The following is a 26,425-nucleotide window of genomic DNA, read 5'->3' as shown; positions in this document are numbered from 1 at the left end:
GGTCCGCGACAAAAAGGTCTGAGGCAGAGCAGGAGATACCCGAATGCAAAGAGAGATCGTCGCTCTCGCGGCGATGGTCGCCCTGTTCGCCGCGCCCGGCGTGCAGGCGGAGCCGTCGGCGACGGACGGCGCGTTCACGGCCAAGCGGGTCAAGCCGCCCGCGGGGGGCGGCCCGCGCATCACGGTGCAGATCACGCCCGAGGATATTGCCCGGCAACGCGGCGGGGCCGGCGCGCGGGGCGACTTGGACGGGGACGACCCGGGCGGCGATGCGGCTGCCCCGGCAGTCGCCCGCGACGCGCCGGGCCGCTACGGGTGGTTCTGGAACGCGGTCTCGCCCGCGCGCGAGGCGGCGGCGGGGCCGGCCCGCGTCGAGCCCGCGCTGCTGTCGCTGTCGCAGGGGCCCGCGGAGGTCGCCGCGCCGCGCCTGCAACTGCTGCAGGACATCGCCCGCACGCGCGGCCCCGAGATCCTGCGCGCCACCGTCGGCACGCAGGTCTCGCCTGCGCTGGTGCTCGCGGTGATCGCCGTCGAGTCGGGCGGTCGCGCCGAGGCCGTCAGCCGCGCCGGCGCCGAGGGCCTGATGCAGCTCATGCCCGACACCGCCGCGCGCTTCGGCGTCTCGGACAGCCTCGACGCCGCCCAGAACATCCGCGGGGGCGTGGCCTACCTGGATTGGCTGATGGCGCACTTCGGCGGCGACCCGATCCTCGTGCTCGCCGGCTACAACGCTGGCGAGGGCGCGGTGCGCGACCACGCCGGCGTGCCGCCCTTCGCCGAGACGCGGGATTACGTGCCCAAGGTGCTGGCCGCCTACAGCGTCGCGCGCGGGCTCTGCCGCACGCCGCCGCTCTTCATCACCGACGGTTGCGTCTTCGTCACCGGCGGCGTTTGACGCGCCCGCCCCCGCGCAAGGCCAGGAGCGGGCGCCGCCACAGCCGCCTCAGACGATCGCGGCTTCGGTCTTGGCGACGATTTCGTCGCGGGTGACGCCGGGCGCGGTCTCGACGATATGGAGCCCCTTGTGCGCCACGTCGAGCACGCCGAGGTTGGTGATGATCCGGTCCACCACCCCCTTGCCCGTGAGCGGCAGGGTGCAGTGCTTCAGGAGCTTGGGCTCGCCCGCCTTGTTGGTGTGGTCCATCACCACGACGACGCGCTTGACGCCGGCGACGAGGTCCATCGCGCCGCCCATGCCCTTCACCAGCTTGCCGGGGATCATCCAGTTGGCGAGGTCGCCCTCTTCGCTCACTTCCATCGCACCCAGGATCGCCATGGCGATCTTGCCGCCCCGGATCATGCCGAAGCTGGTGGCGCTGTCGAAATAGGCGGTGTGCGGCAGCTCGGTGATCGTCTGCTTGCCGGCGTTGATGAGGTCCGGATCCTCCTCGCCCTCGAAGGGGAAGGGCCCCATGCCGAGCATCCCGTTCTCGGACTGGAGCGTGACCTCCACGCCTTCGGGGATGTAGTTCGCCACCAGCGTCGGGATGCCGATGCCGAGGTTGACGTACATCCCGTCCTCGAGTTCCTGCGCGGCGCGCTCGGCCATCTGATCGCGGTCCCAGGGCATCACGCGCTCTCCTTCTGCCGGTTGGTGATCTTCTCGATCCGCTTCTCGTGCTCGCCCTGGATCAGGCGGTGCACGTAGATGCCGGGCAGGTGGATGCAGTCGGGGTCGAGCTCGCCCGGCTCGACGATCTTTTCCACCTCCATCACGCAGGTCTTGCCGCACATGGCTGCCGGCGGATTGAAGTTGCGGGCGGTCTTGCGGAAGATCGCGTTGCCGGTGGTGTCGGCCTTCCACGCCTTGACGATCGACAGGTCCGCCACGATCCCGCGCTCGAGGATGTAGTGCTCGCCGTCGAAGACCTTGACCTCCTTGCCCTCGCCGATCTGCGTGCCGTAGCCGGTCTTGGTGTAGAAGCCCGCGATGCCCGCACCGCCCGCGCGCATCCGCTCGGCCAGCGTGCCCTGCGGGTTGAATTCCAGCTCCAGTTCCTCGGAGAGATACTGCCGCATGAATTCAGCGTTCTCGCCCACGTAGGACGAGAGCATCTTCTTCACCTGCTTGTTCTCCAGCAGGATCCCGAGGCCGAAGCCGTCCACGCCCGCGTTGTTCGACGCGATGGTCAGATCTCTGGTGCCTGCGTCGCGGAGCGCCTGAATCAGCAGCTCCGGGATCCCGCAGAGGCCGAAGCCGCCGGCCGCGATGAACATGCCGTCGAAGAGCAGGCCGTCGAGCGCCTCTGCGGCGCTGCCGTAGACCTTTTTCATCCCACACTCCCTTCGTGCCCGTGTGTCGGCGCGAGTTGTGGCCGCGCGGGGGCGGGAAGTCAACGCGGGGCGGCGGCGCTCACTTGCCGGCGCCGGCCTTGCTCTTCGAGGTGCCGGATTTCGTCGCGGTCTTCTTCGCCGAGGTGTTCTTGGACGTCGTCTTCTTGGTGGGACTCTTCTTCGTGGCCGAGGCCTTCTTCCTGCCGCCGCCCTTCTTGGCCGCCTTCTCGTCCACCAGCTGCACGGCGGTCTCGAGCGTCACGTCCTCTGGCTCGGTGCCCTTGGGGAGCGTGGCGTTCACCTTCTCCCATTTGACGTAAGGTCCGTAGCGGCCGTTCATCACCGCGATCGCGCCGCCCTTTTCCGGGTGCTCGCCCAGTTCCTTCAGCGGCTTGGCGGCCGCCCCCCGGCCGCCGCGCGCGGCCTTCTGCGCGAGGAGCTCGACCGCGCGATTCTGTCCGACCTCGAAGACCTCGTCCACGCTTTCAAGGTTGGCGTAGGTGCGCCCGTGGCGGACATAGGGGCCGTAGCGGCCGATCCCCGCCTCGATCATCTCGCCGTCCTCGGGGTGGGGCCCGACCTCGCGCGGCAGCGAAAGAAGCATGAGCGCCTTTTCGAGGGTGACCTCGGAGGGCTCCCATCCCTTGGGCAGCGAGGCCCGGGGCGGCTTGGGCTCTTCTTCCGTCGCCTCGCGCCGTTGCACATAGGGGCCGAAGCGCCCCTTGCGCAGGGTGATCGGATCCTCGCCGTCGTAGCCCAGAAGCTTGCCGTCGGGGCCGATCTCGTCGCCGTCCTCCATCCCCGGCGGGCCGAAGGGGCGGGTGAAGCGGCATTCGGGGTAGTTCGAGCAGCCGATGAAGGCGCCGCCGGCGCGCGAGGTGCGCATCGACAGCCGCCCGTCGCCGCAGGCGGGGCAGGCGCGCGGGTCGCCGCCGTCCTCGCGCGGCGGGTAGAGATGCGGCGCCAGCACCTCGTCGATCTTGTCCAGCACCTCCGAGATGCGCAGATCGGCCGTCTCTGCCAGATGGGCCGAGAAGTCGCGCCAGAAGCGGTCCAGCACGTCCTTCCAGTCGCGCTCGCCCGCGCTCACGTCGTCAAGCTCGTCCTCGAGCTTGGCGGTGAAATCGTAGCCCACGTACTTGCGGAAGTAGTTGGCCAGGAAGGCCGTCACCAGCCGCCCCTTGTCCTCAGGAATCAGGCGGTTCTTGTCCTTGCGGACGTAGCCGCGGTCCTGGATCGTGGTCACGATCGAGGCGTAGGTGGAGGGGCGGCCGATGCCCAGCTCCTCCATCTTCTTGACCAGCGTCGCCTCGGTGTAGCGCGGCGGGGGCTGGGTGAAATGCTGCTCGGGCGTGACGGCGCGCTTTTCGGCGGCCTCGCCTTCCGTGATCTGCGGCAAGCGCTTGTCGTCGTCCTCGGCCGGCTCGTCGCGGCCTTCCTCGTAGACCCGCATGAACCCGTCGAAGAGCACCACCTGCCCGGTGGCGCGCAGGCCCACCTGGCCGTCCGCGCTTCCCACCTCGACGGTGGTGCGCTCGAGCCGCGCCGCCTCCATCTGGCAGGCGAGGGTCCGTTTCCAGATCAGGTCGTAGAGCTTCTTCTGGTCCGGGTCGGAGAGCCGCAGCGCGCCCGCGTCCTTCGTCATGTCCGTGGGGCGGATGCACTCGTGCGCTTCCTGCGCGTTCTTCGCCTTGTTCTTGTACATCCGCGGAGAGCCGGGCACGTACTCCTTGCCGAAGCGGTCGCGGATCGCGTCGCGCGCGGCGTGAACCGCCTCGGGCGCCATGTCGATCCCGTCGGTCCGCATGTAGGTGATGTGCCCGGCCTCGTAGAGGCGTTGCGCCGCGCTCATCGTCTGGCGCGCCCCCATGCCGAACTTGCGGCTGGCCTCCTGCTGCAACGTCGAGGTCATGAAGGGCGGCGCGGGATTGCGGCTGGCCGGCTTCGCCTCGACCGAGGTGACGGTGAGATCGCGCGAGGTGACGGCCTGAACGGCGAGCTTCGCCGCCTCCTCGCCGTCGATGTCGAACTTGTCGAGCTTGCGGCCGCCCAGCACTGTAAGCCGCGCCTCGTAGGTCTGTCCGCGCGGCGTGGCGAGCTCGGCCTTGACCGTCCAGTATTCCTGCGGCCGGAAGGCCTCGATCTCCATCTCGCGCTCGACGATCAGCCGCAGGCAGACCGACTGCACGCGCCCGGCCGATTTTGCGCCGGGCAGCTTGCGCCAGAGCACCGGAGACAGGTTGAAGCCCACGAGGTAGTCGAGCGCGCGGCGGGCGAGGTAGGCTTCGACCAGCGCGTCGTCGATTCCGCGGGGGTTCTCCATCGCCTCGGTCACCGCCGACTTTGTGATCGCGTTGAACACGACCCGGCGGACCGGAGTGTCCTTCTTGAGCGCGCGGCGCTTCCTGAGCGCCTCCTCGAGGTGCCACGAGATCGCCTCGCCCTCGCGGTCGGGGTCGGTGGCGAGGATGAGTTCGGGGTCGTCCTTGAGCGCCTCGGCGATGGCGCGGATATGCTTCTGGCTGTCGCTCGCGACCTCCCATTTCATCTCGAACCCGTGCTCGGGATCGACCGACCCGTCCTTGGGCGGCAGGTCGCGGACATGCCCGTAAGAGGCCAGCACCGTGTAGTCGGAGCCCAGATACTTGTTGATTGTCTTGGCCTTGGCCGGGGACTCGACGACGACGACGGGCATGGGGAAGGGCGCTCTCCTTCGGGGCGGACCGGGCGGGATATGGCCTCGGGCAAGCTGGCACGCAAGGTCGGAATGTCAATCGGCCCGGCCTGCGGCAGGGGGCGGCCGCGGCGGAGAAGGGGCCGGGTGGCCTGTCGGAGGAGCACGCAAAGGGGGCGATCGCCCTGCGGCGCGGGTTACCAGGCCCGGCGACGGGCCCTGCGCGTGGAGGAGTGAGCCGACCGGGCATGACGGGCGGATGCGGGTCGTGCGCCGACTGCTTCAGGGAGCCGAACGGCCTGCGGGATGCCGTTCTCAGGCCAGCGACAGCAACCCGCCGGCCTGGCGGCGGATCCGGCCGTCGAGCTCCAGATCTAGCAAGGCGGGCGCCACGGTCTCCGCGTTCGTCCCCAGATCGCGGATCAGCTGGTCCTCGGCGAGCGGCGACGGGCCGAGGCGCGCCAGTATCTCGCCGTGCAGGGCCGCCGTCTCGCGCAGGCTGCGCCGGCGCGGGCCGCCCGATCGGCTCTCGGGCGGCGTGTCTGCGTCCTTCCGGGGCGCGGTCGCATCCCCCTGCGCTCCGGCCTGGCGCGCGTCGAGGCGGGGCGCGTCCGGTCCGGCCGCGCTGTCGGGCGGCGGACCGGCAGCCGGTGCATCGCGCGCGGGTGCCGCTGCCTCGCGCCGTACGGCGCCGAGGGCCTCGATCACGTCCTCGGCGTTGCGCACGAGGCGCGCTCCGTCGCGGATCAGCGCGTTGCACCCCGCGGCGCGCGCGTCGAAGGGGTGGCCCGGCACGGCGAGCACCTCGCGCCCCTGATCGAGCGCCGTGCGCGCCGTGATGAGGCTTCCCGAGCGGGCGGCCGCCTCGACCACCACGACTGCGCCCGCCAGGCCGGAGATGATCCTGTTGCGCGCCGGGAAGTGGCGTGCCTGCGGCGCCATGCCCATCGGCTGTTCGGACAGAAGGAGGCCGGCCGCCTCGATCCGGCGGGCGAGTTCGGCGTTCTCGGTGGGGTAGATCACGTCGCAGCCGCCCGCCATCACCGCGATCGTGCCATGTGCCAGCGCGGCGTCGTGCGCGGCGGCGTCCACCCCGCGCGCGAGGCCCGAGACAACGGCGAAACCGGCCTCCCCAAGCCCGCGCGCCAGCGCCTTCGCCATGCGGGCGCCGAGCGAGGAGGCGTTGCGCGCGCCCACGAGTGCGACCATCGGGCGTGCGAGCAGCGCCGCATCGCCCAGCGCCCAGAGCGCGGGCGGCGCATCCGGCATGTGCATCAGGGCGGCGGGGTAATCTGGATGTCCGTGCAGAAGAAGCCGCGCGCCGGCCCGGCGGCCCGCCGCGAGCTCGGCGAGCGCAACACCCTCGGGACAGGCGGTATAGTCGTCCACCCCGGCGGCGCGGGCGACCTCTGGCAGCGCCTCGAGCGCCGCGGCGGCCGAGCCGTGTTCGCCCATCAGGCGATGAAAGGTGGCCGGCCCCACTCGGCGGGAACGCAAGAGGCGGAGCCACGCGACCGAATCGTCTTCCGTGGTGGGTGGGAGTATGGGGTGAGTGGAAGTGTCTGCCGTTCCGGTCATCGCGACCCCGCCGCCTTGCAGAATCGCTTGTAGGCCCGCGAGGGTTAATGGCGCGTAAACCCAGTCCCCGCGCGTCAGAGATCCTCGGGACACAGCCGGTCCGGACCCACCGTCCCGCGCAGCACCAGCCAGGAGACGCCGGCGATCAGCAGCGCACCGGCAGCACGATGTCGGGCTCGAGGCCGGTGAAGAGGCTGACCGCCCCGGCCAGCGCCGCGCCCGTGCCGAGCGCCACTGCCCGGCCGGCAAAGCCCGAGCGAAGCGCGGGCCAGCTCACGCCGCCTGCGCGCCGCCCACCGTCAGCCCGCCGATCAGCACGGTGGGCTGGCCCACGCCCACGGGCACCCATTGGCCGTCCTTGCCGCAAGTGCCCATGCCGGGATCGAGCGCCATGTCGCGGCCAAGCCCGCGGATGTTCCTGAGCGCCGTGGCCCCGTCTCCGATCAGCGTGGCGCCCTTCACCGGCGCGCCCACCTTGCCGTCCTTCACCCGGTAGGCCTCGGTGCAGGAAAAGACGAACTTGCCGTTGGTGATGTCCACCTGCCCGCCGCCGAAGCCCACGGCGTAGATGCCGTCCTTCAGCTCGGCGACCAGATCCTGCGGATCGGCGTCGCCGCCCTCCATGATCGTGTTGGTCATCCGCGGCATGGGCGCGTGGGCGAAGCTCTGCCGCCGGCCGTTGCCGGTGGGCGCGACGTCCATCAGCCGCGCGTTCTGCCGGTCCTGAAGGTAGCCCACGAGGATGCCGTCCTCGATCAGCACGTTGCGCGCGCTGGGCGTGCCCTCGTCGTCCACGGTGATCGAGCCGCGCCGGTCCGGCAGGGTGCCGTCGTCCACCACCGTCACGCCCCTGGCCGCCACCTGCTGGCCCATGAGCCCGGCGAAGGCGGAACTGCCCTTGCGGTTGAAGTCGCCCTCCAGCCCGTGGCCCACCGCCTCGTGCAGGAGGATGCCGGGCCAGCCGGGGCCGAGCACGATGTCCATCACGCCCGCCGGCGCGGGTTCGGCGCGCAGGTTGACGCGGGCGATGCGGATCGCCTCGTCGGTCTTGGCGCGCCAATCGTCCTCGGCCAGCAGCCCGTCCAGTCCGACGCGCCCGCCGCCGCCCGCGGTGCCCGCTTCGCGGCGGCCGTCCTGTTCCAGGATGACCGAGACGTTGAGTCGCACCATGGGCTGCGTGTCGCGCACATGCGTGCCGTCCGGGCGCAGGATCTCGATCTCGCGCGCGCCGGCGGCGAGGCTCGCGGTCACCTGCACCACGCGGGGATCGGCCGAGCGTGCGTAGGCGTCGATCGCGCGCAGGGTTTCCACCTTCACCGGGAACTCCGCGCCGGCGATGGGGTCGAGGTCGGCGTAGAGCCTGCGGTTGGTCGGCGCGGGCGGCTCGGCGAGGGCGCCGCCTCCCTCGGCCACGGCGAGGCGGGTCGTCTCTGCCGCGCGCCGCAGCGCCGCCTCGCTCAGCTCGGTGGAGTGGGCAAAGCCCGTCACCTCTCCGGAGACGGCGCGCAGCCCGAAACCCTCGGAAGCGTCGTAGGCGGCGTTCCTGAGACGTCCGTCGTCGAAGGTCAGGCTCTCGGAGCGGCTGCGCTCGAGGAACAGTTCGCCGTCGTCCGCGCCCGCCGTGGCATCGCGCAGGATCCGCAGCGCGCTCTCCTTGTCCAGTCGGGTCTCGAAGGGGCGAAAGAGGGCGTCGGACATGGATGTACTCCGGAGAAGCGGGGCTGGATGGGAAAAGCGGCCGTTTGCCGCAACAGAGATGCTTTCCTCGCGCTGAAGAATATGGTTACAAGCGCTCAGAAGACAACGGGGAGGTGTCGCGCATCCCATTGTATACGGTGGTGTGCGTGCGCCGAATCAAACCCCCGTAAGCCAACCGGGTGATGCATGACCGCGAAGACTTTTCTTGCCGGCCTCGGGGCCAGTCTGTCCGCAACCGCCGCTTCGGCGCAGTCCGCCCCCGGCGAGGGGCTCGAGATCATCGGTGCGCCCGTGGATGGCGCCATGGGGTTCCAGCCCGCCGCGACGGAGCTCGCCCGCGATCTCCAGTGGCTCGATGGCATGCTTCTGGTGATCATCACGGCGATCACGGTGTTCGTGCTGGGCCTGCTGTTCTACGTGATCGTCCGCTACAACCGTCGCACCAACGCCAACCCGGCGCGGTTCACTCACAACACGCCCATCGAGGTCGCCTGGACGGTCGTGCCGATCGTCATCCTGGTGTTCATCGGCGCCTTCTCGCTGCCCGTGCTCTTCAAGCAGCAGGTGATTCCCGAGGGCGACATCACCATCAAGGTGACCGGCTACCAGTGGTTCTGGGGCTATGAATACGTGGACGAAGGTTTCTCCTTCGACAGCTTCATGCTGGCCCGCGACGAGCTCGAGGAATACGGCTACAGTCAGGACGAATACCTGCTGGCGACCGATACGGCCGTCGTCGTGCCCGTGGGCAAGACCGTCGTGATGCAGGTCACCGCCGCCGACGTGATCCATTCCTGGACCATCCCGGCCTTCGGCGTGAAGCAGGACGCGGTGCCGGGGCGGCTGGCCGAGCTGCACTTCACTCCGGAGCGCGAAGGCGTCTATTTCGGCCAGTGCTCCGAGCTCTGCGGCAAGGACCACGCCTACATGCCGATCACCGTCAAGGTGGTCAGCGAGGAGGCCTACGAGACGTGGCTCGAGAATGCGCGGGCCGAGTATGCGGGCACGCTCGCCGCCGTGCAGGTGGCGTCGGCCGAATGATGCGCGCCGCCGCGCCTGATGGCGCGGCCGGCCCGTTCCGAACGGGATCCGAATGACCGACACGAGTCTTCAACCCGACCGTTCCGCCGCCGAGGCGCAGTTCGGCGATTACGTCGCGCTGCTCAAGCCGCGGGTCATGTCGCTGGTGGTCTTCACCGCGCTGGTGGGGCTGCTGGCCGCGCCGGTCGGCGTGCACCCCATGGTGGGCTTCGCGGCGATCCTCTTCATCGCCGTGGGCGGCGGCGCGTCGGGCGCGCTGAACATGTGGTGGGACGCGGACATCGACGCGCGGATGCGGCGCACGCGTCGCCGGCCGGTGCCCGCGGGCCGCGTTGCGCCGGAAGAGGCGCTGGCGCTGGGACTCGCGCTCTCCGGCTTCTCGGTGGTGATGCTGGGGCTCGCGACCAACTGGCTGGCGGCGGCCTGGCTCGCCTTCACCATCTTCTTCTACGTCGTGATCTACACCATGTGGCTCAAGCGGACGACGCCGCAGAACATCGTGATCGGCGGTCTGGCCGGGGCGTTTCCGCCGCTGATCGGCTGGGCCGCGGCCACGGGCTCGCTCGCGCTCGAGCCCTGGCTGATGGTGGCGCTGATCTTCATGTGGACGCCGCCGCATTTCTGGGCGCTGGCGCTCTTCATGCGGTCGGACTACGACGATGCCGGCGTGCCGATGCTGACCGTCACGCACGGCCGGCCCGCCACGCGCGCACAGATCCTCGTCTACACGGTCCTTCTGGCGGTGTTGGCGGTCGGCACCGGTTTCACCACGGTCGGCGGGCCTGTCTATCTGGCCGTGGCGGTGGTGCTGAACGCGATGTTCCTCAAGGGCGCCTGGGCGATCTGGCGCCGCGACGAGGCGCGCGCAGAGGCGGACGACTACCGTGTCGAGAAACGCTTCTTCCGCCTGTCGCTGATCTATCTCTTCGCCCATTTCGGGGCGATCCTGGCAGAGGCCGGGATCGACCGGATGGGGCTATCCGTCGGAGGCTTGTAATGCCGATCGCCAAGACGCACGAGATGCACCGCCGCCGGCTCGGCCGCAACCTCGGTGTCGCGCTGCTTCTGGCGGCCTTCATCGCGGTGATCTTCGGTCTTACGGTGGTCAAGATCTCCGAGGGCACCTTCACGCCACCGCATCAGGAGGGAACATGAGGCTTTCCGCTTTCTTCCGGGCGGGCAAGGCGCGTACGGTCGCGCAGACCCTCGGCGTCGTGCTCTTCATGGGCGGCATGGCCTGGGCCTCGGTGCCGCTCTACGACTGGTTCTGCCGGGTCACGGGCTATGGCGGCGCGACGAACACCGCGGCGGCCGCCTCGGACGAGATTCTCGACCGCACCATCAAGGTGCGTTTCGACGCCTCGCTGGAGCGTGACATGCCCTGGGAGTTCACGCCGGTCGAGCGCGAGATGGAAGTGCGCATCGGCGAGACGGGGCTCGCCTTCTACGAGGCTTACAATCCGACCGACCGTCCCGTCGCCGGGACGGCGAGCTACAACGTGGCGCCCTTCGATGCCGGCGGGTTCTTCACCAAGATCGACTGCTTCTGCTTCGAGCAGCAGGTGTTGCAGCCGGGACAGCGGGTGCAGATGCCCGTCACGTTCTACGTCGATCCCGAGATCGTCGAGGACCGCGACGCGAAGTACATCCACACGATCACGCTGAGCTACACCTTCTACGAGACGGATCTGCCCCAGGAGCAGGCAGGGCAGGCCGCGCTCGACACCGGCGCGCGCGCCGCAACAAGTCTGAACTGACGCCAAAGGTCCAGGGGAACGAGATGGCACACGCCAAGAACCACGATTATCACATTCTGAACCCGTCGATCTGGCCGCTGATCGGAGCGGTTTCGGTCTTCGTGATGCTCTTCGGCTCGGTGCTCTGGATGCACGGCAGCGGGCCCTGGGTCTTCCTGATCGGCTTCGTCGGCGTGGCCTACACGATGTTCGGCTGGTGGGCCGACGTGGTGGCCGAGAGCCGGGCGGGCGATCACACGCCGGTCGTGCGGATCGGCCTGCGCTATGGCTTCATCCTGTTCATCATGTCCGAGGTGATGTTCTTCGCGGCATGGTTTTGGAGCTTCTTCAAGCACGCGCTCTACCCGATGGACCCCACGGGCCTCAGCCCGGCGGTGGACGGGCAGTGGCCGCCCGCGGGGATCGAGACCTTCGATCCCTGGCACCTGCCGCTGATCAACACGCTGATCCTGCTCTGCTCGGGCGCCGCGGCCACCTGGGCGCACCACGCTCTGGTTCACGAGAACAACCGCGAAGACGTGAAGTGGGGCCTGATCATCGCGATCGCGCTCGGCGTGATCTTCACCGGCCTTCAGGTCTATGAATACACCCACGCCGCCTTCGGGTTCGCCGGGAACATCTATGGCGCAAACTTTTTCATGGCCACGGGCTTCCACGGCGCGCATGTCATCATCGGCACGATCTTCCTCTTCGTCTGCCTGATCCGGCTGTTGCGCGGGCATTTCACGCCCGAAAAGCACGTCGGCTTCGAAGCGGCGGTCTGGTACTGGCACTTCGTGGACGTGGTCTGGCTTTTCCTCTTCGCGGTGATTTACGTCTGGGGCAGCTGAGTCCCGCCCACCACGAACCAGTGCGGGGCGCGCGGCCGGGCCGCGCGCCTTTCGCGTCGGAGGATCCTGCATGCGACGCCTCATCGGGCCGCTTCTGATCGGCATCGCCGGCGCCGCCGTTCTGATCGCGCTCGGCGTCTGGCAGGTGCAGCGCCTCGCCTGGAAGGAGGCGCTGCTTGCCGATATCGAGGCGCGGATCGCGGCGGCGCCGGTGGCGCTGCCCGCCGATCCTGACCCCGAAGCCGACCGCTACCTGCCGGTGCGGGCCGAGGGCACGATCGGCGACGAGGAACTGCACGTCCTCGTCTCGACCAAGGCGCAGGGGGCGGGCTTCCGCATCGTGGCGCCCTTCGAGACCGGGGGCGGCCGCCGCCTGCTGCTCGACCGCGGCTTCGTGCCCGACGAGGCGAAGGAGGACGCGCGGCGCACAGGCCCGGCCGCGGTGGTGGGCAACCTGCACTGGCCGGATGACCGCAACCCCTCGACGCCCGAGAACGACCCGGCGGAGAACTACTGGTTCGCCCGCGACCTGGACCAGATGGCCGAGGCGCTGGAGACCGAGCCGCTCCTGCTGGTGGTGCGGGCCGAAGAGCCGCCTGCGCCGGGGATCGCGCCCTTGCCGGTGGACACCAGCGGGATTCCGAACGATCACCTCGAATATGCCGTCACGTGGTTCGGCCTCGCCGCCGTCTGGGTGGCGATGTCTGGGTATTTCCTGTGGCGCACCGCGCGAAGGACCGCCTGATGCAATACGTCTCTACCCGCGGGCAGGCGCCCGCGCTCGGTTTCGAGGAAACCATGCTCACGGGGCTCGCCCGCGACGGCGGGCTCTACGTGCCCGACACTCTGCCGCAGATGGGCGCGGATGAGATCGCGGCGCTGGCGGGCGTGCCTTACGAAGATGCGGCCCATCGCGTGATCCGGCCCTTTGTGGGCGGCGCCTTTTCCGACGACGCGCTCGCCGCGATGATCGCGCGCGCCTACGCGGGTTTCGGCCACGCCGCGCGCGCGCCGCTCAAGCAGCTCGCGCCCAACCACTTTCTTCTCGAGCTGTTTCATGGCCCGACGCTCGCCTTCAAGGACTTCGCGATGCAGCTCATCGGGCAGTTCTTCGAGGCGGCGCTGGAACGGCGCGGCCAGCGCATCTGCATCGTGGGGGCGACCAGCGGCGACACCGGCTCCGCCGCGATCGAGGCGTTCCGCGGGCTCGACAACGTCGATGTCTTCATCCTCTACCCGCACGGCCGCGTCTCGGAGGTGCAGCGCCGGCAGATGACCACGCCGGAGGAAGCCAACGTTCACGCGCTGGCCATCGAGGGGCATTTCGACGACGCGCAGGCCCGCGTGAAGGACATGTTCAACGACCACGCCTTCCGCGACGAGGTGGGGCTGGCGGCGGTCAATTCGATCAACTGGGCGCGGGTGCTGGCGCAGGTGGTCTACTATTTCACAGCCGCGTCGAGCCTCGGGGCGCCGCACCGCGCCCTCAGCTTCACGGTGCCCACGGGCAACTTCGGCGACGTCTTCGCGGGCTACGTGGCCAAGCGCATGGGGCTGCCGATCGACCGGCTCGTCGTCGCCACCAACCAGAACGACATCCTGCACCGCTGCCTGACCACCGGGCGTTACGAGGTTGCCGGCGTGGTCCCCTCGATCAGTCCGTCGATGGACATTCAGGTCTCGTCCAACTTCGAGCGGGCGCTCTTCGACGTCTACGACCGCGACGGCGCGGCGGTCGCGCAGCTGATGGACGAGCTGAAGGCGCAGGGCGGCTTCGCGCTGTCCCAAGGCGCGCTCGACCGCCTGCGCGAGAGCTTTGCGTCCGGCAGCGCCTCGGAAGAGGAGACGCGCGCCGCCATCGCCCGGACGCGGGAGGCGACCGGAGAGCTTTTGTGCCCGCATACCGCGGTCGGCGTGCATGTGGCGGAAGCGGCGCGCGATCCCCATATCCCGATGGTCACGCTGGCGACGGCGCATCCCGCGAAGTTCCCCGACGCGGTGGAGGAGGCCACCGGCATCCGCCCGGGGCTTCCCCCCCGCATGGCGAACCTTTATGAGCGGCCTGAGCGCGTGACCCGCGTGCCGAACGACCTCGCCGCCATCGAAGATCTCATCAGGGAGCGCCTGCGCCGTTGACCACCACCCGTCTCGACACCCTGCCCAACGGCCTGCGGGTCGTTTCCGAGCACATGCCCGGCCTCGCTTCGGCCGCCATCGGCGTCTGGGTCTGCGCGGGCGGGCGCGACGAGCGGGAAGAGGAGAACGGCGTCGCCCATTTCCTCGAGCACATGGCCTTCAAGGGCACCGAGCGGCGCTCGGCGCTCCAGATCGCCGAGGCGATCGAGGACGTGGGCGGCTACATGAACGCCTACACCTCGCGCGACGCCACCGCCTACTACGCCCGCGTGCTGGAAGAGGACGTGCCGCTCGCGGTGGACGTGATCGCGGACATCCTGCTGGCGCCGGCCTTCGCCCCGGACGAGATCGAGGTGGAGCGCGGCGTGATCCTGCAGGAGATCGGGCAGGCGCTGGACACCCCCGACGACATCGTTTTCGACTGGCTGCAGGAGGCGGCCTATCCGGGTCAGCCCTTCGGCCGCCCGATCCTCGGCCCGGCCGAGCGCGTCGCAGGCTTCGGGCGCGATGATCTCGCCCGCTTCGTGTCCGAGCACTACGCGCCCGGGCACATGATCCTCGCGGCGGCGGGCGCGGTGGATCACGACCACCTCATGCGGCTCGCGGAGCGGCATTTCGGCCATCTCGCGCCGCGCGCGGCGCCCGCGCCGCCGCAGGCCGTCTTCCGGGGCGGGGAGGTCCGCCGCGACAAGCCGCTCGAGCAGGCGCACATGGCCCTGGCCTTCGAGGCGCCGAGTCAGAACGACCCGCTGCTCTACGCCGGGCAGGTCTGGTCCGTCGCGCTGGGCGGCGGCATGTCGAGCCGGCTGTTCCAGGAGATCCGCGAGAAGCGGGGCCTCTGCTACACGATTTTCGCCCAGGCCGGCGCGCACGCCGACACCGGCTGTCTGACGATCTACGCCGGAACCGGGGCGGAGGCCTTGGGTGATCTCGCGACGCTGACCTTCGACGAACTCGGGCGCGCGGCGGCCGACATGTCGGAGGAAGAGGTGGCCCGCGCGCGGGCGCAGATGAAGGCGGGGCTTCTGATGGGGCTCGAAAGCCCCTCGAACCGTGCCGAGCGGCTGGCGCGCATGGTGCAGCTCTGGGGGCATGTGCCGACGGTGGAGGAGACCGCGGCGCGCATCGACGCGGTCACGCGGGCCGACCTGCGGGTCGTGGGCGAGCGCATCGCCGGGCAGGCGCCGATGGCGCTCGCGTTCTATGGCCCGCTCGGCCGCGCGCCGAGTTTCGAGGCTTTGCAGGCGCGACGGGCCGCCTGATGCTCACGGTCCGGCGGAAGGTCCGGCTCGAGACCGAGCGCATGACTCTGCGGCCGCCGACCCACGCCGATTTCCGCGACTGGACCTCGCTGCGGCGCATGTCGGAGGCGTTCCTCGTGCCGTGGGAGCCGGCCTGGGCCGAGGATCACCTGACGCGCAAGGCCTTCACGAACCGCGTCTACTGGGCCAACCGCTCGATCGCGCAGGGCACCGCGCTGCCGCTGTTCCTCATACGGCGCGAGGACCAGCGGCTTCTCGGCGCGATCACGCTCGACAACATCCGGCGCGGCCCGGCGCAGTCGGGCACGCTGGGCTACTGGATCGGCGAGCCGCATGCGCGGCAGGGCTACATGCGCGAGGCGATCGAGGCTGTCGTGCACCATGCCTGGACGAGGCTCGACCTCTCGCGGCTCGAGGCGGCCTGCCTGCCAGAGAACACCGCCTCGCGGGGGCTGCTGGAGAAGGCCGGCTTCAAATACGAGGGCGTCGCGCAGAGCTACCTGCAGATCGCCGGACGCTGGCGGACGCATGTGCTCTACGCCGCGCTGCGCGCCGATCGCCGGGGCAAGACGGACGCGGGCTGAGGCGACGCAGGTCGCGGCGCGCGCGAAGAGGCCCCGCAAGGGGCCGATGAGCGCTCCCGAAAGGGCTGACGCGGCGTCGGGACGTCCTATCTCCCTCGTCAGGAGGTGCCCGAAGATGATCCGACTGTTCGTTGCCGCGCTCGTCGCGCTCACCCCTCTCGCCGCGCTCGCCCAGAGCGGGACGCAGGAGCGGCGCCCCAGCCATTGCGTCGCCATCGCGGATGCAGCACCCGGCCTCGATTTCGTCCGCACCGCCGCGGCCGGGCCCGAGCGGCTCTGGCGGGCCTCGGCGGAGCCGAGCCACCGCGAACCGCTGCCCGACTATACGGTGCGGTTGCATTTCATCGCGCATGCCTCCTTCCTCATCCGCACGCCGGGCGGGCTGACGGCGGTGACCGACTACACCGGCTTCATCGGCAACACCGAGCTGATCCCCGACGTGGTCACGATGAACCACGCGCACGAGACGCACTGGACGCCGAACCCGGACCCGGCGATCCCGCATGTGCTGCGCGGCTGGGGAGAAGAGTTCGGCGAGGGTGTCGAGCATCACCTCGATCTCGGCGAGATGCTTGTGCGCAACGTTTCCACCGACATCCGGCGGGGCTTCAACGGAATGGACGAGCCCCGCGGCAACTCGATCTTTGTCTTCGAGGTGGCGGGGCTCTGCATCGGGCATCTGGGGCATCTTCACCATGTCCCGACGGACGAGCAGTTCGCCGCGCTGGGGCGGCTCGACGTCGTCATGGCGCCGGTGGACGGCGGCTACACCATGGCGCTGGACGACATGATCGCCACCCTCAAGCGCCTGCGCTCGTCCGTCGTTCTGCCGATGCACTGGTTCTCGGGCTATTCGCTCGGCCGCTTCCGCGAAGGCATGGCCGACCAGTTCGACATTGTCGATGCCGGCCGGGCCTACTACGACGTGAGCCTGCGCACGCTGCCGGATCGGCCGACGGTCGTGTTTCTGGAGCCCACCTGGCTGAGGGATTGATGGACGGAGCCCGCCCGCTTTCGGACGCAGACGATGCCTTCGCCGCCGCGCTCGCCGCGCGGCTGCCCGACGGGCGCGTGAGCAGGCCCGAACCCGGACACCTGGAGGAGCCGCGCGGGCGCTGGCAGGGGCGGGGGGGCGTGCTGGTCCGGCCCGCGACCGCCGAGGAAGTGGCCGAGGTCGTGCGCGCCTGCGGCGAGGCGCGGGTGCCGGTTGTCCCCTATGGCGGCGGCACCGGCCTCGTGGGCGGCCAGATCGCGGGCGAAGGCGCGCTGCCTGTCATCCTCTCGCTCGACCGGATGCGGGCCATCCGCGAGGTGGACCCGCGCGAGAACGTCCTGATCGCCGAGGCCGGCGCGATCCTGGCCGACATACAGACCGCCGCGCGGGAGGCGAACCGCCTCTTCCCCCTGTCCCTGGCCTCCGAAGGCACGGCGCGCATCGGCGGGCTGCTCGCCACCAACGCGGGCGGGATCAACACGCTGCGTTACGGGAATGCCCGCGCGCTCTGCCTCGGGCTCGAGGCAGTGATGCCGGACGGCCGGATCTGGCACGGGCTCACAAGGCTGAGGAAGGACAACACCGGCTACGACCTGCGCGACCTGCTGATCGGTGCGGAGGGGACGCTGGGGGTGATTACCGCCGCGGCGCTCACGCTGCATCCCCGCCCGGCGGGGGAGGGCACGGCGCTTCTCGCCGTGCGCGACCCGGAGGCGGCCCTCGACCTGCTGGCCATGGCGCGCGACCGGATGGCCGAGGGCATCTCAGCCTTCGAGCTGATGCACCGGCAGGGCTTCGGCTTTCTCTCGGAAAAGCTGCCCGAGACGCGGCAGCCCTGGCCCGATCCGCCCGAGTGGTCGGTGCTGATCGAGGTTGGCCTCGCCCGGGGCCTCGATCCCGCGCAAGCGCTCGAGGGGCTCTTCGCCGAAGCGCATGAGGCCGGACTCGTCACCGACGGCATCGTCGCGCAGTCCGAGGCGCAGCGCGCCGAATTCTGGGCGGTGCGCGAGCGCATTCCCGAGGCGAACCGCCTGATCGGCGCCGTGTCGAGCCACGACATCTCCGTGCCGCTCTCGGCGATCCCGGAGTTCGTCCGGCGCGCCGGGCCTGCGCTCGCCGGGATCGGCGACTTCCGGGTCAACTGTTTCGGGCATCTGGGCGACGGCAACCTGCATTACAACGTATTCCCCGCCCCCGGCAGAAGCCGCGCTGACCATGAGCATCAGCGCGACGCGATCAAGGGCTGCGTGCATGATCTGGTGCATGCGCTGGGCGGCTCCGTCGCGGCGGAGCACGGAGTCGGCCGGCTCAAGGTGCCCGATCTGGAGCGCTACGGCGATCCCGCAAAGCTCGCCGCCATGCGTGCGATCAAGGCCGCGCTCGACCCAATGGGCATCATGAACCCGGGCGCGGTGCTGCGCGCCGACTGACGCCGTCTCGGCGCTTCCGCTCAACACCAGCCGGGACCATCGGCAGCTCGGGGGCCATAAGCTCAGCGCGGCGCAGGTGGACAGGAAATGCCATGCGCGCGCCGACATTGGGGGCGGGAGACGCAGCCTACCGCGTGCCCCTCTCGGTCTCTGTCTGCCCGGCCTCCGTGTCGGAGACGTCGCAGCCCGCACGCCTCGATCGCTGACGGCGGACCGGGACAAGTCTGCCCAGGGCGATCACACCGGCGACCAGGATGACCTGAGCGATGAAGGCGATGCCCAGCGCCGCGAGCGGGCCCTTGCCCAGGAGCAGCGCCGCGACGAAGCCGATCAGCGCGACCGGCCCGGAGACGAGCACGGCGACGATCGCCAGCCCGGCGGGCGCGGTGTGCCCGGCGGCATCTCCCCCGCGCGCGCGAGGGACATCTTGCGGCGCCTCGCGCACCTTTCGCCATCCGGCTCGTCGCATGATCGTGGACAGTTCCCCATTCCGCGCGGACAGTGCCCCTCGTCCGCCGCGCAGTCCCCGAGAGCCTCTCTAAAGGCGATCTCTTCGGCAAAACAGCGGATTTGGGGAGACGGCCGGATTCGGAGGAATCTTGCCGAAGGCGCGCGGGGCCCCGAGGGCTTCCCGCCTAGTGGCGCAAGGGTGCCGACGGGTCAGAGGCCCTCGAAGGCGCAGAGCGCGTGCACGTCCATGCCCATCGCCTCCAGCCGCTTGCGTCCGCCGAGATCGGGCAGGTCGATGATGAAGGCGCATCCCAGGATCTCGCCGCCCAGGCGTTCGACGAGCTTGATCCCGGCCTCTGCCGTGCCGCCTGTGGCGAGCAGGTCATCGACGATCAGCACGGTCTCGCCGGCCTGGATGGCGTCGTCGTGCACCTCAATCACAGCTTCGCCGTATTCGAGGGTATAGGACTCGCTGATCGTCGCCGCCGGAAGCTTGCCCTTCTTGCGCACCGGCACGAAGCCACAGCCGAGCTGATGCGCGACCGCCCCGCCCAGGATGAAGCCGCGCGCCTCCAGGCCCGCGACCTTGTCGATCCGCTGCCCCGCATAGGGGTGAAGCATCCGGTCGACCGCCATGCGGAAGCCGCGCGGGTCGGCGAAAAGCGTCGTCACGTCGCGGAACAGGATCCCCTCGTGCGGGAAGTCCACGATCGTGCGGATGTAGTCCTTGACGTCCTTGTCGGTCTTCATCGGATGGTCCTCACGTCTTGGGGCGGCGGAGCAGGTCAAAGGCGAGGCGCATAGCGAGCGCCGCCGGTGTGCGACCGGCCCGCGGCTGTCACGTGCAGCGCGCTCGGCCGGGCAAGCGCGAGACGTGCGGTGCAAGCCGCGAAGAGTCCTGGCCAAAGCTCGAACGTCATGGCCGCGCCCTCAGTCCAGCACCCGTCCCGCGACCGTCCTCAGCCGCTCGACAGCCTGCGCGTCGCGTGCCGAGGGGACGGTCAGGATCGCGTGCTCGAGCGCATGGTCGCAGCCGTGGGGGCAGGCCGCACGCTGCGCCCCCAGCAGCTCGGGCAGGGCGCGGACCATCGCGCGGGCCTTGTCGGCATTGGCCGCGGCGGTGGCGAGGATCTCGGTCACCTCGACCTCGCCGGGGTCGGGATGCCAGCTGTCGTAGTCCGTGACCATGGCGACCGAGGCATAGCAAAGCTCCGCCTCCCGCGCGAGCCGCGCCTCCGGCATGTTGGTCATGCCGATCACGTCCGCCCCCCAGCTTTCGCGATACATCCGGCTTTCGGCCAGCGTCGAGAACTGCGGCCCCTCCATCGCCAGATAGGTGCCGCCGCGGTGGACGGTTGCGCCGGCGGCCGAGGCGCCGGCCTCGGCGGCGTCCGACAGGCGCGGACAGGTGGGATGCGCGAGGCTGACATGCGCCACGCAGCCGGGCCCGAAGAAGCTGGGCGCGCGGCCCTTCGTGCGGTCGATGAACTGATCCACCACGACGAAATCGCCCGGCGCCATCGCCTCGCGGAAGGAGCCCACGGCCGAGACGGAAAAGACATCCGTGACACCCAGCATCTTCAGAGCCGCGATGTTGGCGCGGTAGGGCACCGAGCCGGGGTCGAGCGGATGGCCCCGGCCGTGACGCGGCAGAAAGGCTATCGGCACGCCGTCCAGCTGGCCGGTCAGGATCTCGTCGGAGGGCGCGCCCCAGGGCGTCTCGACATGCGTCCAGGCCGCATTCTCCAGCCCCTCGACCTCGTAGAGCCCCGAGCCGCCGATCACCCCGATCATTCGCGCCGACATTGTCTGTCCCCTTCGCTGGCCACGTGCCGAGCGTTAACCGCACCGGCGATGCTTGGCAAACCTGCGGCGTCGACGCTCGGCGAGCCGCCGGCTACCCAGACAACGGTCCACCGCTATGCAGGAACCCGGGTCATGGTGCGCCCGCTCGACGTGCTGTTCCTTTGCAACGGCAATTCGGCCCGGTCCATCCTGGCCGAGGCGCTGCTGGCGGAACTGGGTGGCAGCGATCTGCGCGGCTTCTCGGCCGGCGCAGCCCCGGCCGGCGAGGTGCACCCAATGGCTCTCGAGGTGCTGGCGGCCGAGGGCCTGCCCGTTGCGGGCCTGCGCTCGAAGAGCTGGGACGAGTTCGCGGCTCCCGGGGCTCCCGAGGTGGATGTCGTCGTCACGCTCTGCGATCAGGCCGCCGCCGAGACCTGCCCGCTCTGGCCGGGCGCGCCGCTCCGGGCGCATTGGAGCCTGCCGGATCCGGCGAAAGTCGAGGGAGATCAAGCCGCGCGTCGGCAGGCCTTCCGCGACTCCTACGAAACGCTGCACCGGCTGATCGGTCGGTTGACGCAGACGGCCCGGACGGCCCGCGACCGCGAGACGCTCGCGGCAGGACTCGCGGCGATCGGGCCCGAGGCGGATCGCGCAGGCGCGGCGCATGGTGGCTGATTTGCCGCGCCGGCTGGCCGCGGAGGCGCTGGGCACGGCGTTTCTCGTATGCACGGTCGTGGGCTCCGGCATCATGGCCGAAACCCTCACTGCGGACACCGCGCTCGCGCTGCTGGCCAACACGATTCCGACAGGGGCGATCCTCGTCGTGATCATCACCGTTTTCGGCCCGATCTCCGGGGCCCATTTCAATCCCGCGGTCAGCCTCGCCTTCGCTTTGCGCGGGGATCTCGCCGCGGGGGAGGCCCCGGCCTACATGGCGGCGCAGATCGCGGGCGGTCTGTTCGGGGCGCTGCTGGCGCATGCGATGTTCGAGCTTCCGCTCCTGCAAGCATCGCAGACCGCGCGAACGGGGATCTCGCAATGGCTGGCCGAGGTCGTTGCGACCTTCGGCCTCGTCGCGGTGATCCTCGGAGGATTGCGCGCGCAGAGGGCGGCCGTGCCCTGGCTGGTGGGGCTCTACATCACCGCAGCCTACTGGTTCACGGCCTCGACGAGTTTCGCCAACCCGGCGGTCGCGGTCGCGCGCGGGTTCACCGACACCTTCTCCGGCATCCGGCCGATGGACGTGCCCGGCTTCGTTCTGGCGCAGTGCGTGGGTGCGGTCCTCGCGCTGGCGGCGATCCGTTGGCTGTTCGCGGCGCTCCCGGCGCCGCGCGGCTAGCTCAATCCGGTGCGCAGCGCGCGCAGGTAGTCGGGGAACGCCCGGTCCGAGACCGCGGCCTCGCGCACCAGCCAGTCGAAATGCTGGATGAAGGCCTGCACGCGCGCGCTGTCGCGGAAGGCGAGGTAGTTGCGCCCCACGTAGAGCACCGCGAGCAGCGGCCCGAAGACCGTGATCGGCGCCGAATAGACCCGGCGCGCGTCGAACAGGAAGATCCGCAGCCGCGGAAAGAGCTGCTCGTGCAGCTCGAGAAACCTGTCGATCTGCGCGCGCCGCAGCTCCGCCGGCAGGCCGGTGTAATAGCCGGTCGCGCCGGCGAAGCTGTCGATCTCGAAAAGCGGCATGGCGATCTCGTAGTCGGACTGTGCGCCGCGCATCCAGGCGAGCCGGTCCTGGGCCGCGCCGATCGCCTGCGCGGCGGTGCGGCCCAGATGCGGCGCGTATTCCCACTCCAGCATCGCCTGGGTCTTCATCATGTCAGGCAGTCCTGCCGGGACATGGCGGATCTTGTAGCCCTGCGCCTCGCGGTGCCAGGCGAAGATCTGCTCGTCCACCAGCGCGCGCGGCGCTTCGGTCAGCGTCATCGAATGGGCGAGCACCTCCGCCGCACTCTCCGGCCGGTCCGAGAGCGACAGCAGCCAGTCGGCCGAGACCCGCAGCGCGGCGGCACAGGCGCCGACGACCTGGGCGTTGGGCAGCCTCGCCCCCTTGTCCGAGAGAAGCTGCGAGACGGTCGACCGATCCACGCCGATGGCGCGAGCCAGCGCGCTCTGACTGAGGCCCGCGGTCTCCATTCCCTGCCGAAGACGGTCGCGGAACTGTTCCGCACGCACCCGTTTGTCTATCGTTTCGGTCATATGGTGACAAATATCACCATTTGCGCCCTTTGTTAACCATTCGCGGTCTCCCGGTGCAGGTCGGGGCGGCCTATGGTCGCGCAACCATTGCGAGGGGAGAGAATGACGGCAACCACGGGTGCGCCCGGCGGGCGAGACGGCGATTGTCACGTCACTGCGACGGAGGCTCGGCCGCAGGGCGGAACTGCGGCGCTGCGGCGCCCGGCGCGTGGCGTCGAATGGCCCACTCTGGGCATCGCGGTGCTGGCCTACGGGCTCTGGGCGCTCGGCACGACATGGGCCGCGGCGCTCTGGCTGCCGCTCGGCATCGCGCTCACGGCGGCCGGCGCGGCGCTGCATGCCTCGCTCAGCCACGAGGCGCTGCACGGGCACCCGTTCCGAAGCCCGATGGCCAACGCCGCGTTGGTGTTTCCGGTGCTCTCGCTCGCCGTGCCCTACCTGCGTTTCCGCGACACGCATCTCGCGCACCACAACGACGCGGTGTTGACCGACCCCTACGACGACCCCGAGAGCAACTACCGCGATCCGGAGGTCTGGGCGCGGCTTTCCGGCTGGCAGCGCCGCGTGCTCGAGGCGAACAACACCCTTCTGGGCCGGCTCGTCCTGGGGCCGGTGATCGGCCAGCACGCCTTCATGCTCTCCGACTGGCAGGCGATCCGCAGGGGCGACCGGCGCGTGCTGGCCGGCTGGCTGTTGCACGTGCCGGCGGCCGCGCTGGTGCTTTGGTGGGTTGCCGCGATCGGGCAGATGCCGTGGTGGGCCTTCGCGCTCGCGACCTATCTCTCGCTTTCGCTGCTCAAGATCCGCACCTTTCTGGAGCATCAGGCGCACGAGAAGGCGCGCGCCCGCACCGTCATCATCGAGGATCGCGGGCCGCTCGCGCTGCTGTTTCTCAACAACAACCTGCATGTGGTGCACCACATGCACCCCAGGGTGCCCTGGTATCGGCTGCCCGCCCTCTACCGCGCCAACCGGGCCCGTTATCTGGCGCGGAACGAGGGTTATGCCTATCCCAGTTACGCGTCCGTCTTCGCGCGCTATCTGACACGCGCGAAGGATCCCGTGCCGCACCCCCTCTGGCCAAGGGGCTGACCCTGCGCCAGAAGGGCGCATGGAGCTCTGGATCTGGATCACTCTGGCGGCGGCGGCGTTCCAGACGCTGCGCTTCACGCTGCAGAAGGTGCTGCGCGCCGGCACGCTGTCGACCTTCGGGGCGACCTTCGCCCGCTTCGCCTATTCCGCGCCGCTGATCGCGGCCGGGCTGGCCGGCTATCTCTGGGCGGGCGCCCAGGCGCTGCCGCCGCTCGGGGCGGCCTTCTGGGCCTATGCGCTCGCCGGCGGTGCGGCGCAGGTTCTGGCGACGGCCTGCGTGGTCGCGCTCTTCGGCGCGCGCAACTTCGCCGTGGGCATTACCTTCAAGAAGACCGAGGTGGTGCAGACCGCGCTGATGGGCTTCGTGCTGCTGGGCGAGGCGGTCTCGGCCCCCGCGCTGGGCGCCATTGCACTGGGGCTCGTCGGGGTCTGGCTGCTCGGCGCGGCGCCGGGAGAGGCGCTGCGCGGGCTGGCGCGGGTGACGAACCGGGCGGCGGGGCTCGGCCTTGGCGCGGGGTTTCTCTTCGCGATTTCGGCGGTGTGCTACCGCGGCGCCTCGCTCGAGGTGGCGAGCGAGGATCCGCTCTTGCGCGCGGGCGTGACCCTCGCCGCTGTCACGGCGGCCCAGATGGCGGGGCTCGCGCTTTGGCTCTGGCTGCGCGAACCCGGCGAGATCGCCCGCGTCTGGGCCGCGCGCCGGGTGGCGCTCTGGGTGGGGCTGGCGAGCATGGGCGGCAGCTTCTGCTGGTTCCTGGCCTTCACGCTGCAGACCGCGGCGCTCGTGAAGGCCGTGGGGCAGATCGAACTGCTGATGTCGCTCGCGGTGACCGTGCTGGTGTTCCGCGAGCCGGTGAGCCGCGCCGAACTCGCCGGGATCGCGTTGCTCTCCGCCTCGGTCGTGGCGCTCGTCCTCGTGACCTGAGGGAGCGTGCCGCCTATTCCGGCATGGGCCGGCCGTAGAGCCGCAGAAAGAGGCTTTCCTCGTCGGTGTTGCGGAAGAAGGGGACCGAGGCGGGCGGGCCCGGGTCAGCGATACGCGCGGCGACCTCGGCCAGCACCACCTCGGTGATGAAGGGAAGATCCGCCTCCCGCACGCGCTCGAGCGGGATCCAGCGCAGGTGGCTGAGTTCCTCCTCGGCGCCGCTGAAGTCGTCGGGGTCGTTCGCGATCCGGTCGGCGTCGACGAGGAAGAAGCGCGCGTCGAAGCGCCGCGGCCGGCCCGGCGGCGTGATGGCGCGAAACACGAAGGTGAGCCCTTCTGCGCTCGGCAGATGCCCCGTCTGCGCGAAATGCGCCCAATCGGGCGGCGGCGTGCCGGGCCAGGCGCCCGGTCGGCCGAGGATCAGACCCGTCTCCTCCCACAACTCGCGCACGGCCGCCGCGGCGAGCGCATCGACGAGCCGCGGCGAGGCGCCCTCCTCCAGCCGGGCGCGGCACACGGGGCCGAGCGGCGCAGCCAGCGGCACTTCGGCGTCGAGCGGATCGACCGCGCCTCCGGGAAAGACCACCTTGTTGGGCATGAAGGCCGCGGCCGATCCGCGCTGTCCCATCAGGATCCGGGGCGCGGTATCCCGGTCACGCAGGACGATGACCGTCGCGGCGTCGCGCACGCGCGCCTTGTTCTCGCTCTCGCGGTCCGTCGTCTGCATCGCTCCTCCGGCACGGGAGGGCCGTCAGGCGGTGTCGCCGAACCCGTGCATGAAGCGCGACCACTGAAACGCCACGATCGCGCCCTTCAACCGAGGCAACAGATACAGCGAGAGCGCGACGCAGCCAACCGAGAAGATCGAGAAGAGCACCAGCGGCTCGGGCTGCCATGTGGTGAACACGATCAGGAGCAGCGGCGCCATGAGGTGCCCGACGATCAGCATCGTGAGGTAGGCCGGGCCGTCGTCGGCCCGGTGATGGTGCAGCTCCTCGCGGCAGACGGCACAGGCAGGCCGCACGGTCAGGTAGCCGGACAGAAGCGGTCCCTGGCCGCAACTCGGGCAGCGCCGCCGCCAGCCGCGGCGCAGGGCCTGCCACAACGGCCGCTCCGGCGACCCGGTCGTCTCTTCGATCATCGACCACCCCTCTCTCAGGTATAACCAGTCTGTCGCGTTCACTGCGATTGAAAAGGCGACAGCCTGTCCTTGCGGCGCGATGTCGCAAACGCCTTTGCCCCCTCCGCCGCGATCGCGCAACGGGAATGGATGGTCCGGACGTAACAGCATTGGACCGGGACGCCAACGGGCGGGTCGGTTGAAGCAAGCAAGCGCGGAGCGGTCCCAGCGATGCAGTCTGACGATCGGCCGCACTGCGGCAGGCCTCGAGGCCGCAAGGCGGTGTCGTCTCGGCGCCGGGAGTCTTTCGAAGATGGCAGCTTCGATGCGCTGCTCTCGCGAAAGGTCAGGCGGGCGGCCCGGGGGCAGTCAGTCGCCTGCACGGTCCCGCTGGAGCGGGCCTTCCGCGCGAGGCCGGGGCACCGCGCCCGCCTTGGCCGCGCGTCTCGGCACTGCCTTCAGGGTTCGGCGCGACCCCGCACCGACCGGGTTGAGCCGATGCCTGGGAGGCGCAGGACGGACCGCCTTGGCGGCGCTGTTGCACGGGCCTGCCTTGCGCGGTCGCCGGGCGCGGCTGCGATCCGTCGCGTGCCGAGTGGCCT

The 26,425-nt window shown here is 70.2% G+C and carries 28 protein-coding genes; 16 read left to right on the top strand and 12 right to left on the bottom strand.

Going from position 1 to position 26,425, the window contains the following annotated elements:
- Window positions 1-43 precede the first annotated feature (43 nt).
- Window positions 44-895, top strand: coding sequence for a lytic transglycosylase domain-containing protein (locus DRV85_RS03885; RefSeq protein ID WP_113288133.1), 852 nt, complete (start codon window positions 44-46; stop codon window positions 893-895).
- A gap of 48 nt (window positions 896-943) precedes the next feature.
- Here the strand turns inward: DRV85_RS03885 and DRV85_RS03880 are convergent, their stop codons facing one another.
- From DRV85_RS03880 to tldD, 6 genes are all read right to left on the bottom strand, one after another.
- On the bottom strand, window positions 944-1,570 hold the full coding sequence (locus DRV85_RS03880; RefSeq protein WP_113288132.1) for a 3-oxoacid CoA-transferase subunit B: 627 nt from the start codon (window positions 1,568-1,570) through the stop codon (window positions 944-946).
- Window positions 1,570-2,274, bottom strand: a complete 705-nt coding sequence (locus DRV85_RS03875; protein WP_113288131.1) for a CoA transferase subunit A — start codon at window positions 2,272-2,274, stop codon at window positions 1,570-1,572. Before DRV85_RS03875 ends, DRV85_RS03880 begins: the two co-directional genes overlap by 1 nt.
- A 79-nt stretch (window positions 2,275-2,353) precedes the next feature.
- A complete protein-coding gene (gene topA, locus DRV85_RS03870; RefSeq protein WP_113288130.1) occupies window positions 2,354-4,969 on the bottom strand; it encodes a type I DNA topoisomerase in 2,616 nt (871 codons plus the stop codon).
- Between the two features lie 294 nt (window positions 4,970-5,263).
- On the bottom strand, window positions 5,264-6,526 hold the full coding sequence (gene dprA / locus DRV85_RS03865) for a DNA-processing protein DprA (protein WP_113288129.1): 1,263 nt from the start codon (window positions 6,524-6,526) through the stop codon (window positions 5,264-5,266).
- Between the two features lie 145 nt (window positions 6,527-6,671).
- Complete coding sequence (locus DRV85_RS19685) at window positions 6,672-6,803, bottom strand: hypothetical protein (protein WP_275401710.1); 132 nt, start codon at window positions 6,801-6,803, stop codon at window positions 6,672-6,674.
- Window positions 6,800-8,224: a metalloprotease TldD gene (gene tldD, locus DRV85_RS03860; protein ID WP_113288128.1), complete on the bottom strand. Its 1,425-nt coding sequence runs from the start codon at window positions 8,222-8,224 to the stop codon at window positions 6,800-6,802. The genes DRV85_RS19685 and tldD overlap by 4 nt, the downstream gene beginning before the upstream one ends.
- 186 nt (window positions 8,225-8,410) lie before the next feature.
- Here tldD and coxB point away from each other — a divergent pair, with 186 nt between their 5' ends.
- The 11 genes from coxB to DRV85_RS03810 all read left to right on the top strand — a co-directional run bounded on the left by coxB (window position 8,411) and on the right by DRV85_RS03810 (window position 18,258).
- On the top strand, window positions 8,411-9,265 hold the full coding sequence (coxB, locus tag DRV85_RS03855; RefSeq protein ID WP_113288127.1) for a cytochrome c oxidase subunit II: 855 nt from the start codon (window positions 8,411-8,413) through the stop codon (window positions 9,263-9,265).
- Between the two features lie 52 nt (window positions 9,266-9,317).
- Entirely contained in the window at window positions 9,318-10,262 is a 945-nt protein-coding gene (gene cyoE, locus DRV85_RS03850) for a heme o synthase (protein ID WP_113288126.1), read from the top strand.
- Complete coding sequence (locus tag DRV85_RS19355; RefSeq protein ID WP_199525803.1) at window positions 10,262-10,420, top strand: hypothetical protein; 159 nt, start codon at window positions 10,262-10,264, stop codon at window positions 10,418-10,420. The genes cyoE and DRV85_RS19355 overlap by 1 nt, the downstream gene beginning before the upstream one ends.
- Window positions 10,417-11,022, top strand: a complete 606-nt coding sequence (locus tag DRV85_RS03845; protein ID WP_113288125.1) for a cytochrome c oxidase assembly protein — start codon at window positions 10,417-10,419, stop codon at window positions 11,020-11,022. The genes DRV85_RS19355 and DRV85_RS03845 overlap by 4 nt, the downstream gene beginning before the upstream one ends.
- A 23-nt stretch (window positions 11,023-11,045) precedes the next feature.
- A complete protein-coding gene (locus DRV85_RS03840; RefSeq protein WP_113288124.1) occupies window positions 11,046-11,852 on the top strand; it encodes a cytochrome c oxidase subunit 3 in 807 nt (268 codons plus the stop codon).
- A gap of 70 nt (window positions 11,853-11,922) precedes the next feature.
- Window positions 11,923-12,597, top strand: a complete 675-nt coding sequence (locus DRV85_RS03835) for an SURF1 family protein (protein ID WP_113288123.1) — start codon at window positions 11,923-11,925, stop codon at window positions 12,595-12,597.
- Window positions 12,597-13,988 carry a threonine synthase gene (gene thrC, locus DRV85_RS03830; RefSeq protein WP_113288122.1) on the top strand — a complete coding sequence of 464 codons (1,392 nt, stop codon included), beginning with the start codon at window positions 12,597-12,599 and terminating at the stop codon, window positions 13,986-13,988. The genes DRV85_RS03835 and thrC overlap by 1 nt, the downstream gene beginning before the upstream one ends.
- Window positions 13,985-15,250 carry a M16 family metallopeptidase gene (locus tag DRV85_RS03825; RefSeq protein ID WP_275401709.1) on the top strand — a complete coding sequence of 422 codons (1,266 nt, stop codon included), beginning with the start codon at window positions 13,985-13,987 and terminating at the stop codon, window positions 15,248-15,250. Before thrC ends, DRV85_RS03825 begins: the two co-directional genes overlap by 4 nt.
- Window positions 15,250-15,834, top strand: a complete 585-nt coding sequence (locus DRV85_RS03820; protein ID WP_113288121.1) for a GNAT family N-acetyltransferase — start codon at window positions 15,250-15,252, stop codon at window positions 15,832-15,834. Before DRV85_RS03825 ends, DRV85_RS03820 begins: the two co-directional genes overlap by 1 nt.
- A gap of 115 nt (window positions 15,835-15,949) precedes the next feature.
- On the top strand, window positions 15,950-16,828 hold the full coding sequence (locus tag DRV85_RS03815) for an MBL fold metallo-hydrolase (protein WP_113288120.1): 879 nt from the start codon (window positions 15,950-15,952) through the stop codon (window positions 16,826-16,828).
- Window positions 16,828-18,258 (top strand): FAD-binding oxidoreductase, encoded by a 1,431-nt coding sequence (locus DRV85_RS03810; protein WP_113288119.1) that lies wholly within the window; start codon window positions 16,828-16,830, stop codon window positions 18,256-18,258. Before DRV85_RS03815 ends, DRV85_RS03810 begins: the two co-directional genes overlap by 1 nt.
- A gap of 127 nt (window positions 18,259-18,385) precedes the next feature.
- Here the strand turns inward: DRV85_RS03810 and DRV85_RS03805 are convergent, their stop codons facing one another.
- The 3 genes from DRV85_RS03805 to DRV85_RS03795 all read right to left on the bottom strand — a co-directional run bounded on the left by DRV85_RS03805 (window position 18,386) and on the right by DRV85_RS03795 (window position 20,514).
- The gene (locus DRV85_RS03805) at window positions 18,386-18,727 is read right to left on the bottom strand and encodes a hypothetical protein (protein WP_147238805.1); all 342 of its coding nucleotides are present in this window, start codon (window positions 18,725-18,727) and stop codon (window positions 18,386-18,388) included.
- Between the two features lie 191 nt (window positions 18,728-18,918).
- Complete coding sequence (locus DRV85_RS03800) at window positions 18,919-19,458, bottom strand: adenine phosphoribosyltransferase (protein WP_113288117.1); 540 nt, start codon at window positions 19,456-19,458, stop codon at window positions 18,919-18,921.
- 180 nt (window positions 19,459-19,638) lie between these two features.
- On the bottom strand, window positions 19,639-20,514 hold the full coding sequence (locus DRV85_RS03795; RefSeq protein ID WP_113288116.1) for an S-methyl-5'-thioadenosine phosphorylase: 876 nt from the start codon (window positions 20,512-20,514) through the stop codon (window positions 19,639-19,641).
- A gap of 132 nt (window positions 20,515-20,646) precedes the next feature.
- On the opposite strand from DRV85_RS03795, the gene DRV85_RS03790 reads away from it, so the two are divergent.
- Together DRV85_RS03790 and DRV85_RS03785 are read left to right on the top strand one after the other, a co-directional pair.
- The gene (locus DRV85_RS03790; protein WP_113288115.1) at window positions 20,647-21,168 is read left to right on the top strand and encodes an arsenate reductase ArsC; all 522 of its coding nucleotides are present in this window, start codon (window positions 20,647-20,649) and stop codon (window positions 21,166-21,168) included.
- A complete protein-coding gene (locus tag DRV85_RS03785) occupies window positions 21,158-21,832 on the top strand; it encodes an aquaporin (protein WP_113288114.1) in 675 nt (224 codons plus the stop codon). Before DRV85_RS03790 ends, DRV85_RS03785 begins: the two co-directional genes overlap by 11 nt.
- On the opposite strand, the gene DRV85_RS03780 is transcribed toward DRV85_RS03785, so the two are convergent.
- Window positions 21,829-22,689 (bottom strand): helix-turn-helix domain-containing protein, encoded by an 861-nt coding sequence (locus DRV85_RS03780; RefSeq protein WP_113288113.1) that lies wholly within the window; start codon window positions 22,687-22,689, stop codon window positions 21,829-21,831. The two genes, DRV85_RS03785 and DRV85_RS03780, sit on opposite strands and share 4 nt — an antisense overlap.
- Before the next feature lie 102 nt (window positions 22,690-22,791).
- On the opposite strand from DRV85_RS03780, the gene DRV85_RS03775 reads away from it, so the two are divergent.
- Window positions 22,792-23,781 (top strand): fatty acid desaturase, encoded by a 990-nt coding sequence (locus tag DRV85_RS03775; protein WP_113288112.1) that lies wholly within the window; start codon window positions 22,792-22,794, stop codon window positions 23,779-23,781.
- A 19-nt stretch (window positions 23,782-23,800) separates the two neighbouring features.
- Window positions 23,801-24,703 (top strand): DMT family transporter, encoded by a 903-nt coding sequence (locus DRV85_RS03770; protein ID WP_113288111.1) that lies wholly within the window; start codon window positions 23,801-23,803, stop codon window positions 24,701-24,703.
- Between the two features lie 13 nt (window positions 24,704-24,716).
- Here DRV85_RS03770 and DRV85_RS03765 read toward each other — a convergent pair whose 3' ends face one another.
- Complete coding sequence (locus tag DRV85_RS03765) at window positions 24,717-25,430, bottom strand: NUDIX hydrolase (RefSeq protein WP_113288110.1); 714 nt, start codon at window positions 25,428-25,430, stop codon at window positions 24,717-24,719.
- 24 nt (window positions 25,431-25,454) lie between these two features.
- Complete coding sequence (locus tag DRV85_RS03760) at window positions 25,455-25,844, bottom strand: DUF983 domain-containing protein (RefSeq protein WP_113288109.1); 390 nt, start codon at window positions 25,842-25,844, stop codon at window positions 25,455-25,457.
- Window positions 25,845-26,425 lie beyond the last annotated feature (581 nt).

It is taken from the genome of Rhodosalinus halophilus (assembly GCF_003298775.1).
Classification (GTDB): Bacteria; Pseudomonadota; Alphaproteobacteria; order Rhodobacterales; family Rhodobacteraceae; genus Rhodosalinus; species Rhodosalinus halophilus.
This window is presented reverse-complemented; position numbering and strand designations above follow the sequence as displayed.

Excerpts from the sequence above, each read along its gene's own strand:
- DRV85_RS03760 (WP_113288109.1), bottom strand. The coding sequence starts at position 25,844 with ATGATCGAAGAGACGACCGGGTCGCCGGAGCGGCCGTTGTGGCAGGCC.
- DRV85_RS03780 (WP_113288113.1), bottom strand. The coding sequence starts at position 22,689 with ATGACCGAAACGATAGACAAACGGGTGCGTGCGGAACAGTTCCGCGAC.
- DRV85_RS03835 (WP_113288123.1), top strand. The coding sequence starts at position 11,923 with ATGCGACGCCTCATCGGGCCGCTTCTGATCGGCATCGCCGGCGCCGCC.
- DRV85_RS03775 (WP_113288112.1), top strand. The coding sequence starts at position 22,792 with ATGACGGCAACCACGGGTGCGCCCGGCGGGCGAGACGGCGATTGTCAC.
- coxB (WP_113288127.1), top strand. The coding sequence starts at position 8,411 with ATGACCGCGAAGACTTTTCTTGCCGGCCTCGGGGCCAGTCTGTCCGCA.
- DRV85_RS03810 (WP_113288119.1), top strand. The coding sequence starts at position 16,828 with ATGGACGGAGCCCGCCCGCTTTCGGACGCAGACGATGCCTTCGCCGCC.
- tldD (WP_113288128.1), bottom strand. The coding sequence starts at position 8,224 with ATGTCCGACGCCCTCTTTCGCCCCTTCGAGACCCGACTGGACAAGGAG.
- DRV85_RS03840 (WP_113288124.1), top strand. The coding sequence starts at position 11,046 with ATGGCACACGCCAAGAACCACGATTATCACATTCTGAACCCGTCGATC.
- DRV85_RS03790 (WP_113288115.1), top strand. The coding sequence starts at position 20,647 with ATGGTGCGCCCGCTCGACGTGCTGTTCCTTTGCAACGGCAATTCGGCC.
- topA (WP_113288130.1), bottom strand. The coding sequence starts at position 4,969 with ATGCCCGTCGTCGTCGTCGAGTCCCCGGCCAAGGCCAAGACAATCAAC.
- cyoE (WP_113288126.1), top strand. The coding sequence starts at position 9,318 with ATGACCGACACGAGTCTTCAACCCGACCGTTCCGCCGCCGAGGCGCAG.
- DRV85_RS03845 (WP_113288125.1), top strand. The coding sequence starts at position 10,417 with ATGAGGCTTTCCGCTTTCTTCCGGGCGGGCAAGGCGCGTACGGTCGCG.
- DRV85_RS03885 (WP_113288133.1), top strand. The coding sequence starts at position 44 with ATGCAAAGAGAGATCGTCGCTCTCGCGGCGATGGTCGCCCTGTTCGCC.
- thrC (WP_113288122.1), top strand. The coding sequence starts at position 12,597 with ATGCAATACGTCTCTACCCGCGGGCAGGCGCCCGCGCTCGGTTTCGAG.
- dprA (WP_113288129.1), bottom strand. The coding sequence starts at position 6,526 with ATGACCGGAACGGCAGACACTTCCACTCACCCCATACTCCCACCCACC.
- DRV85_RS03785 (WP_113288114.1), top strand. The coding sequence starts at position 21,158 with ATGGTGGCTGATTTGCCGCGCCGGCTGGCCGCGGAGGCGCTGGGCACG.
- DRV85_RS19355 (WP_199525803.1), top strand. The coding sequence starts at position 10,262 with ATGCCGATCGCCAAGACGCACGAGATGCACCGCCGCCGGCTCGGCCGC.
- DRV85_RS03765 (WP_113288110.1), bottom strand. The coding sequence starts at position 25,430 with ATGCAGACGACGGACCGCGAGAGCGAGAACAAGGCGCGCGTGCGCGAC.
- DRV85_RS03875 (WP_113288131.1), bottom strand. The coding sequence starts at position 2,274 with ATGAAAAAGGTCTACGGCAGCGCCGCAGAGGCGCTCGACGGCCTGCTC.
- DRV85_RS03795 (WP_113288116.1), bottom strand. The coding sequence starts at position 20,514 with ATGTCGGCGCGAATGATCGGGGTGATCGGCGGCTCGGGGCTCTACGAG.
- DRV85_RS03880 (WP_113288132.1), bottom strand. The coding sequence starts at position 1,570 with ATGCCCTGGGACCGCGATCAGATGGCCGAGCGCGCCGCGCAGGAACTC.
- DRV85_RS03820 (WP_113288121.1), top strand. The coding sequence starts at position 15,250 with ATGCTCACGGTCCGGCGGAAGGTCCGGCTCGAGACCGAGCGCATGACT.
- DRV85_RS03815 (WP_113288120.1), top strand. The coding sequence starts at position 15,950 with ATGATCCGACTGTTCGTTGCCGCGCTCGTCGCGCTCACCCCTCTCGCC.
- DRV85_RS03800 (WP_113288117.1), bottom strand. The coding sequence starts at position 19,458 with ATGAAGACCGACAAGGACGTCAAGGACTACATCCGCACGATCGTGGAC.
- DRV85_RS03770 (WP_113288111.1), top strand. The coding sequence starts at position 23,801 with ATGGAGCTCTGGATCTGGATCACTCTGGCGGCGGCGGCGTTCCAGACG.
- DRV85_RS03805 (WP_147238805.1), bottom strand. The coding sequence starts at position 18,727 with ATGCGACGAGCCGGATGGCGAAAGGTGCGCGAGGCGCCGCAAGATGTC.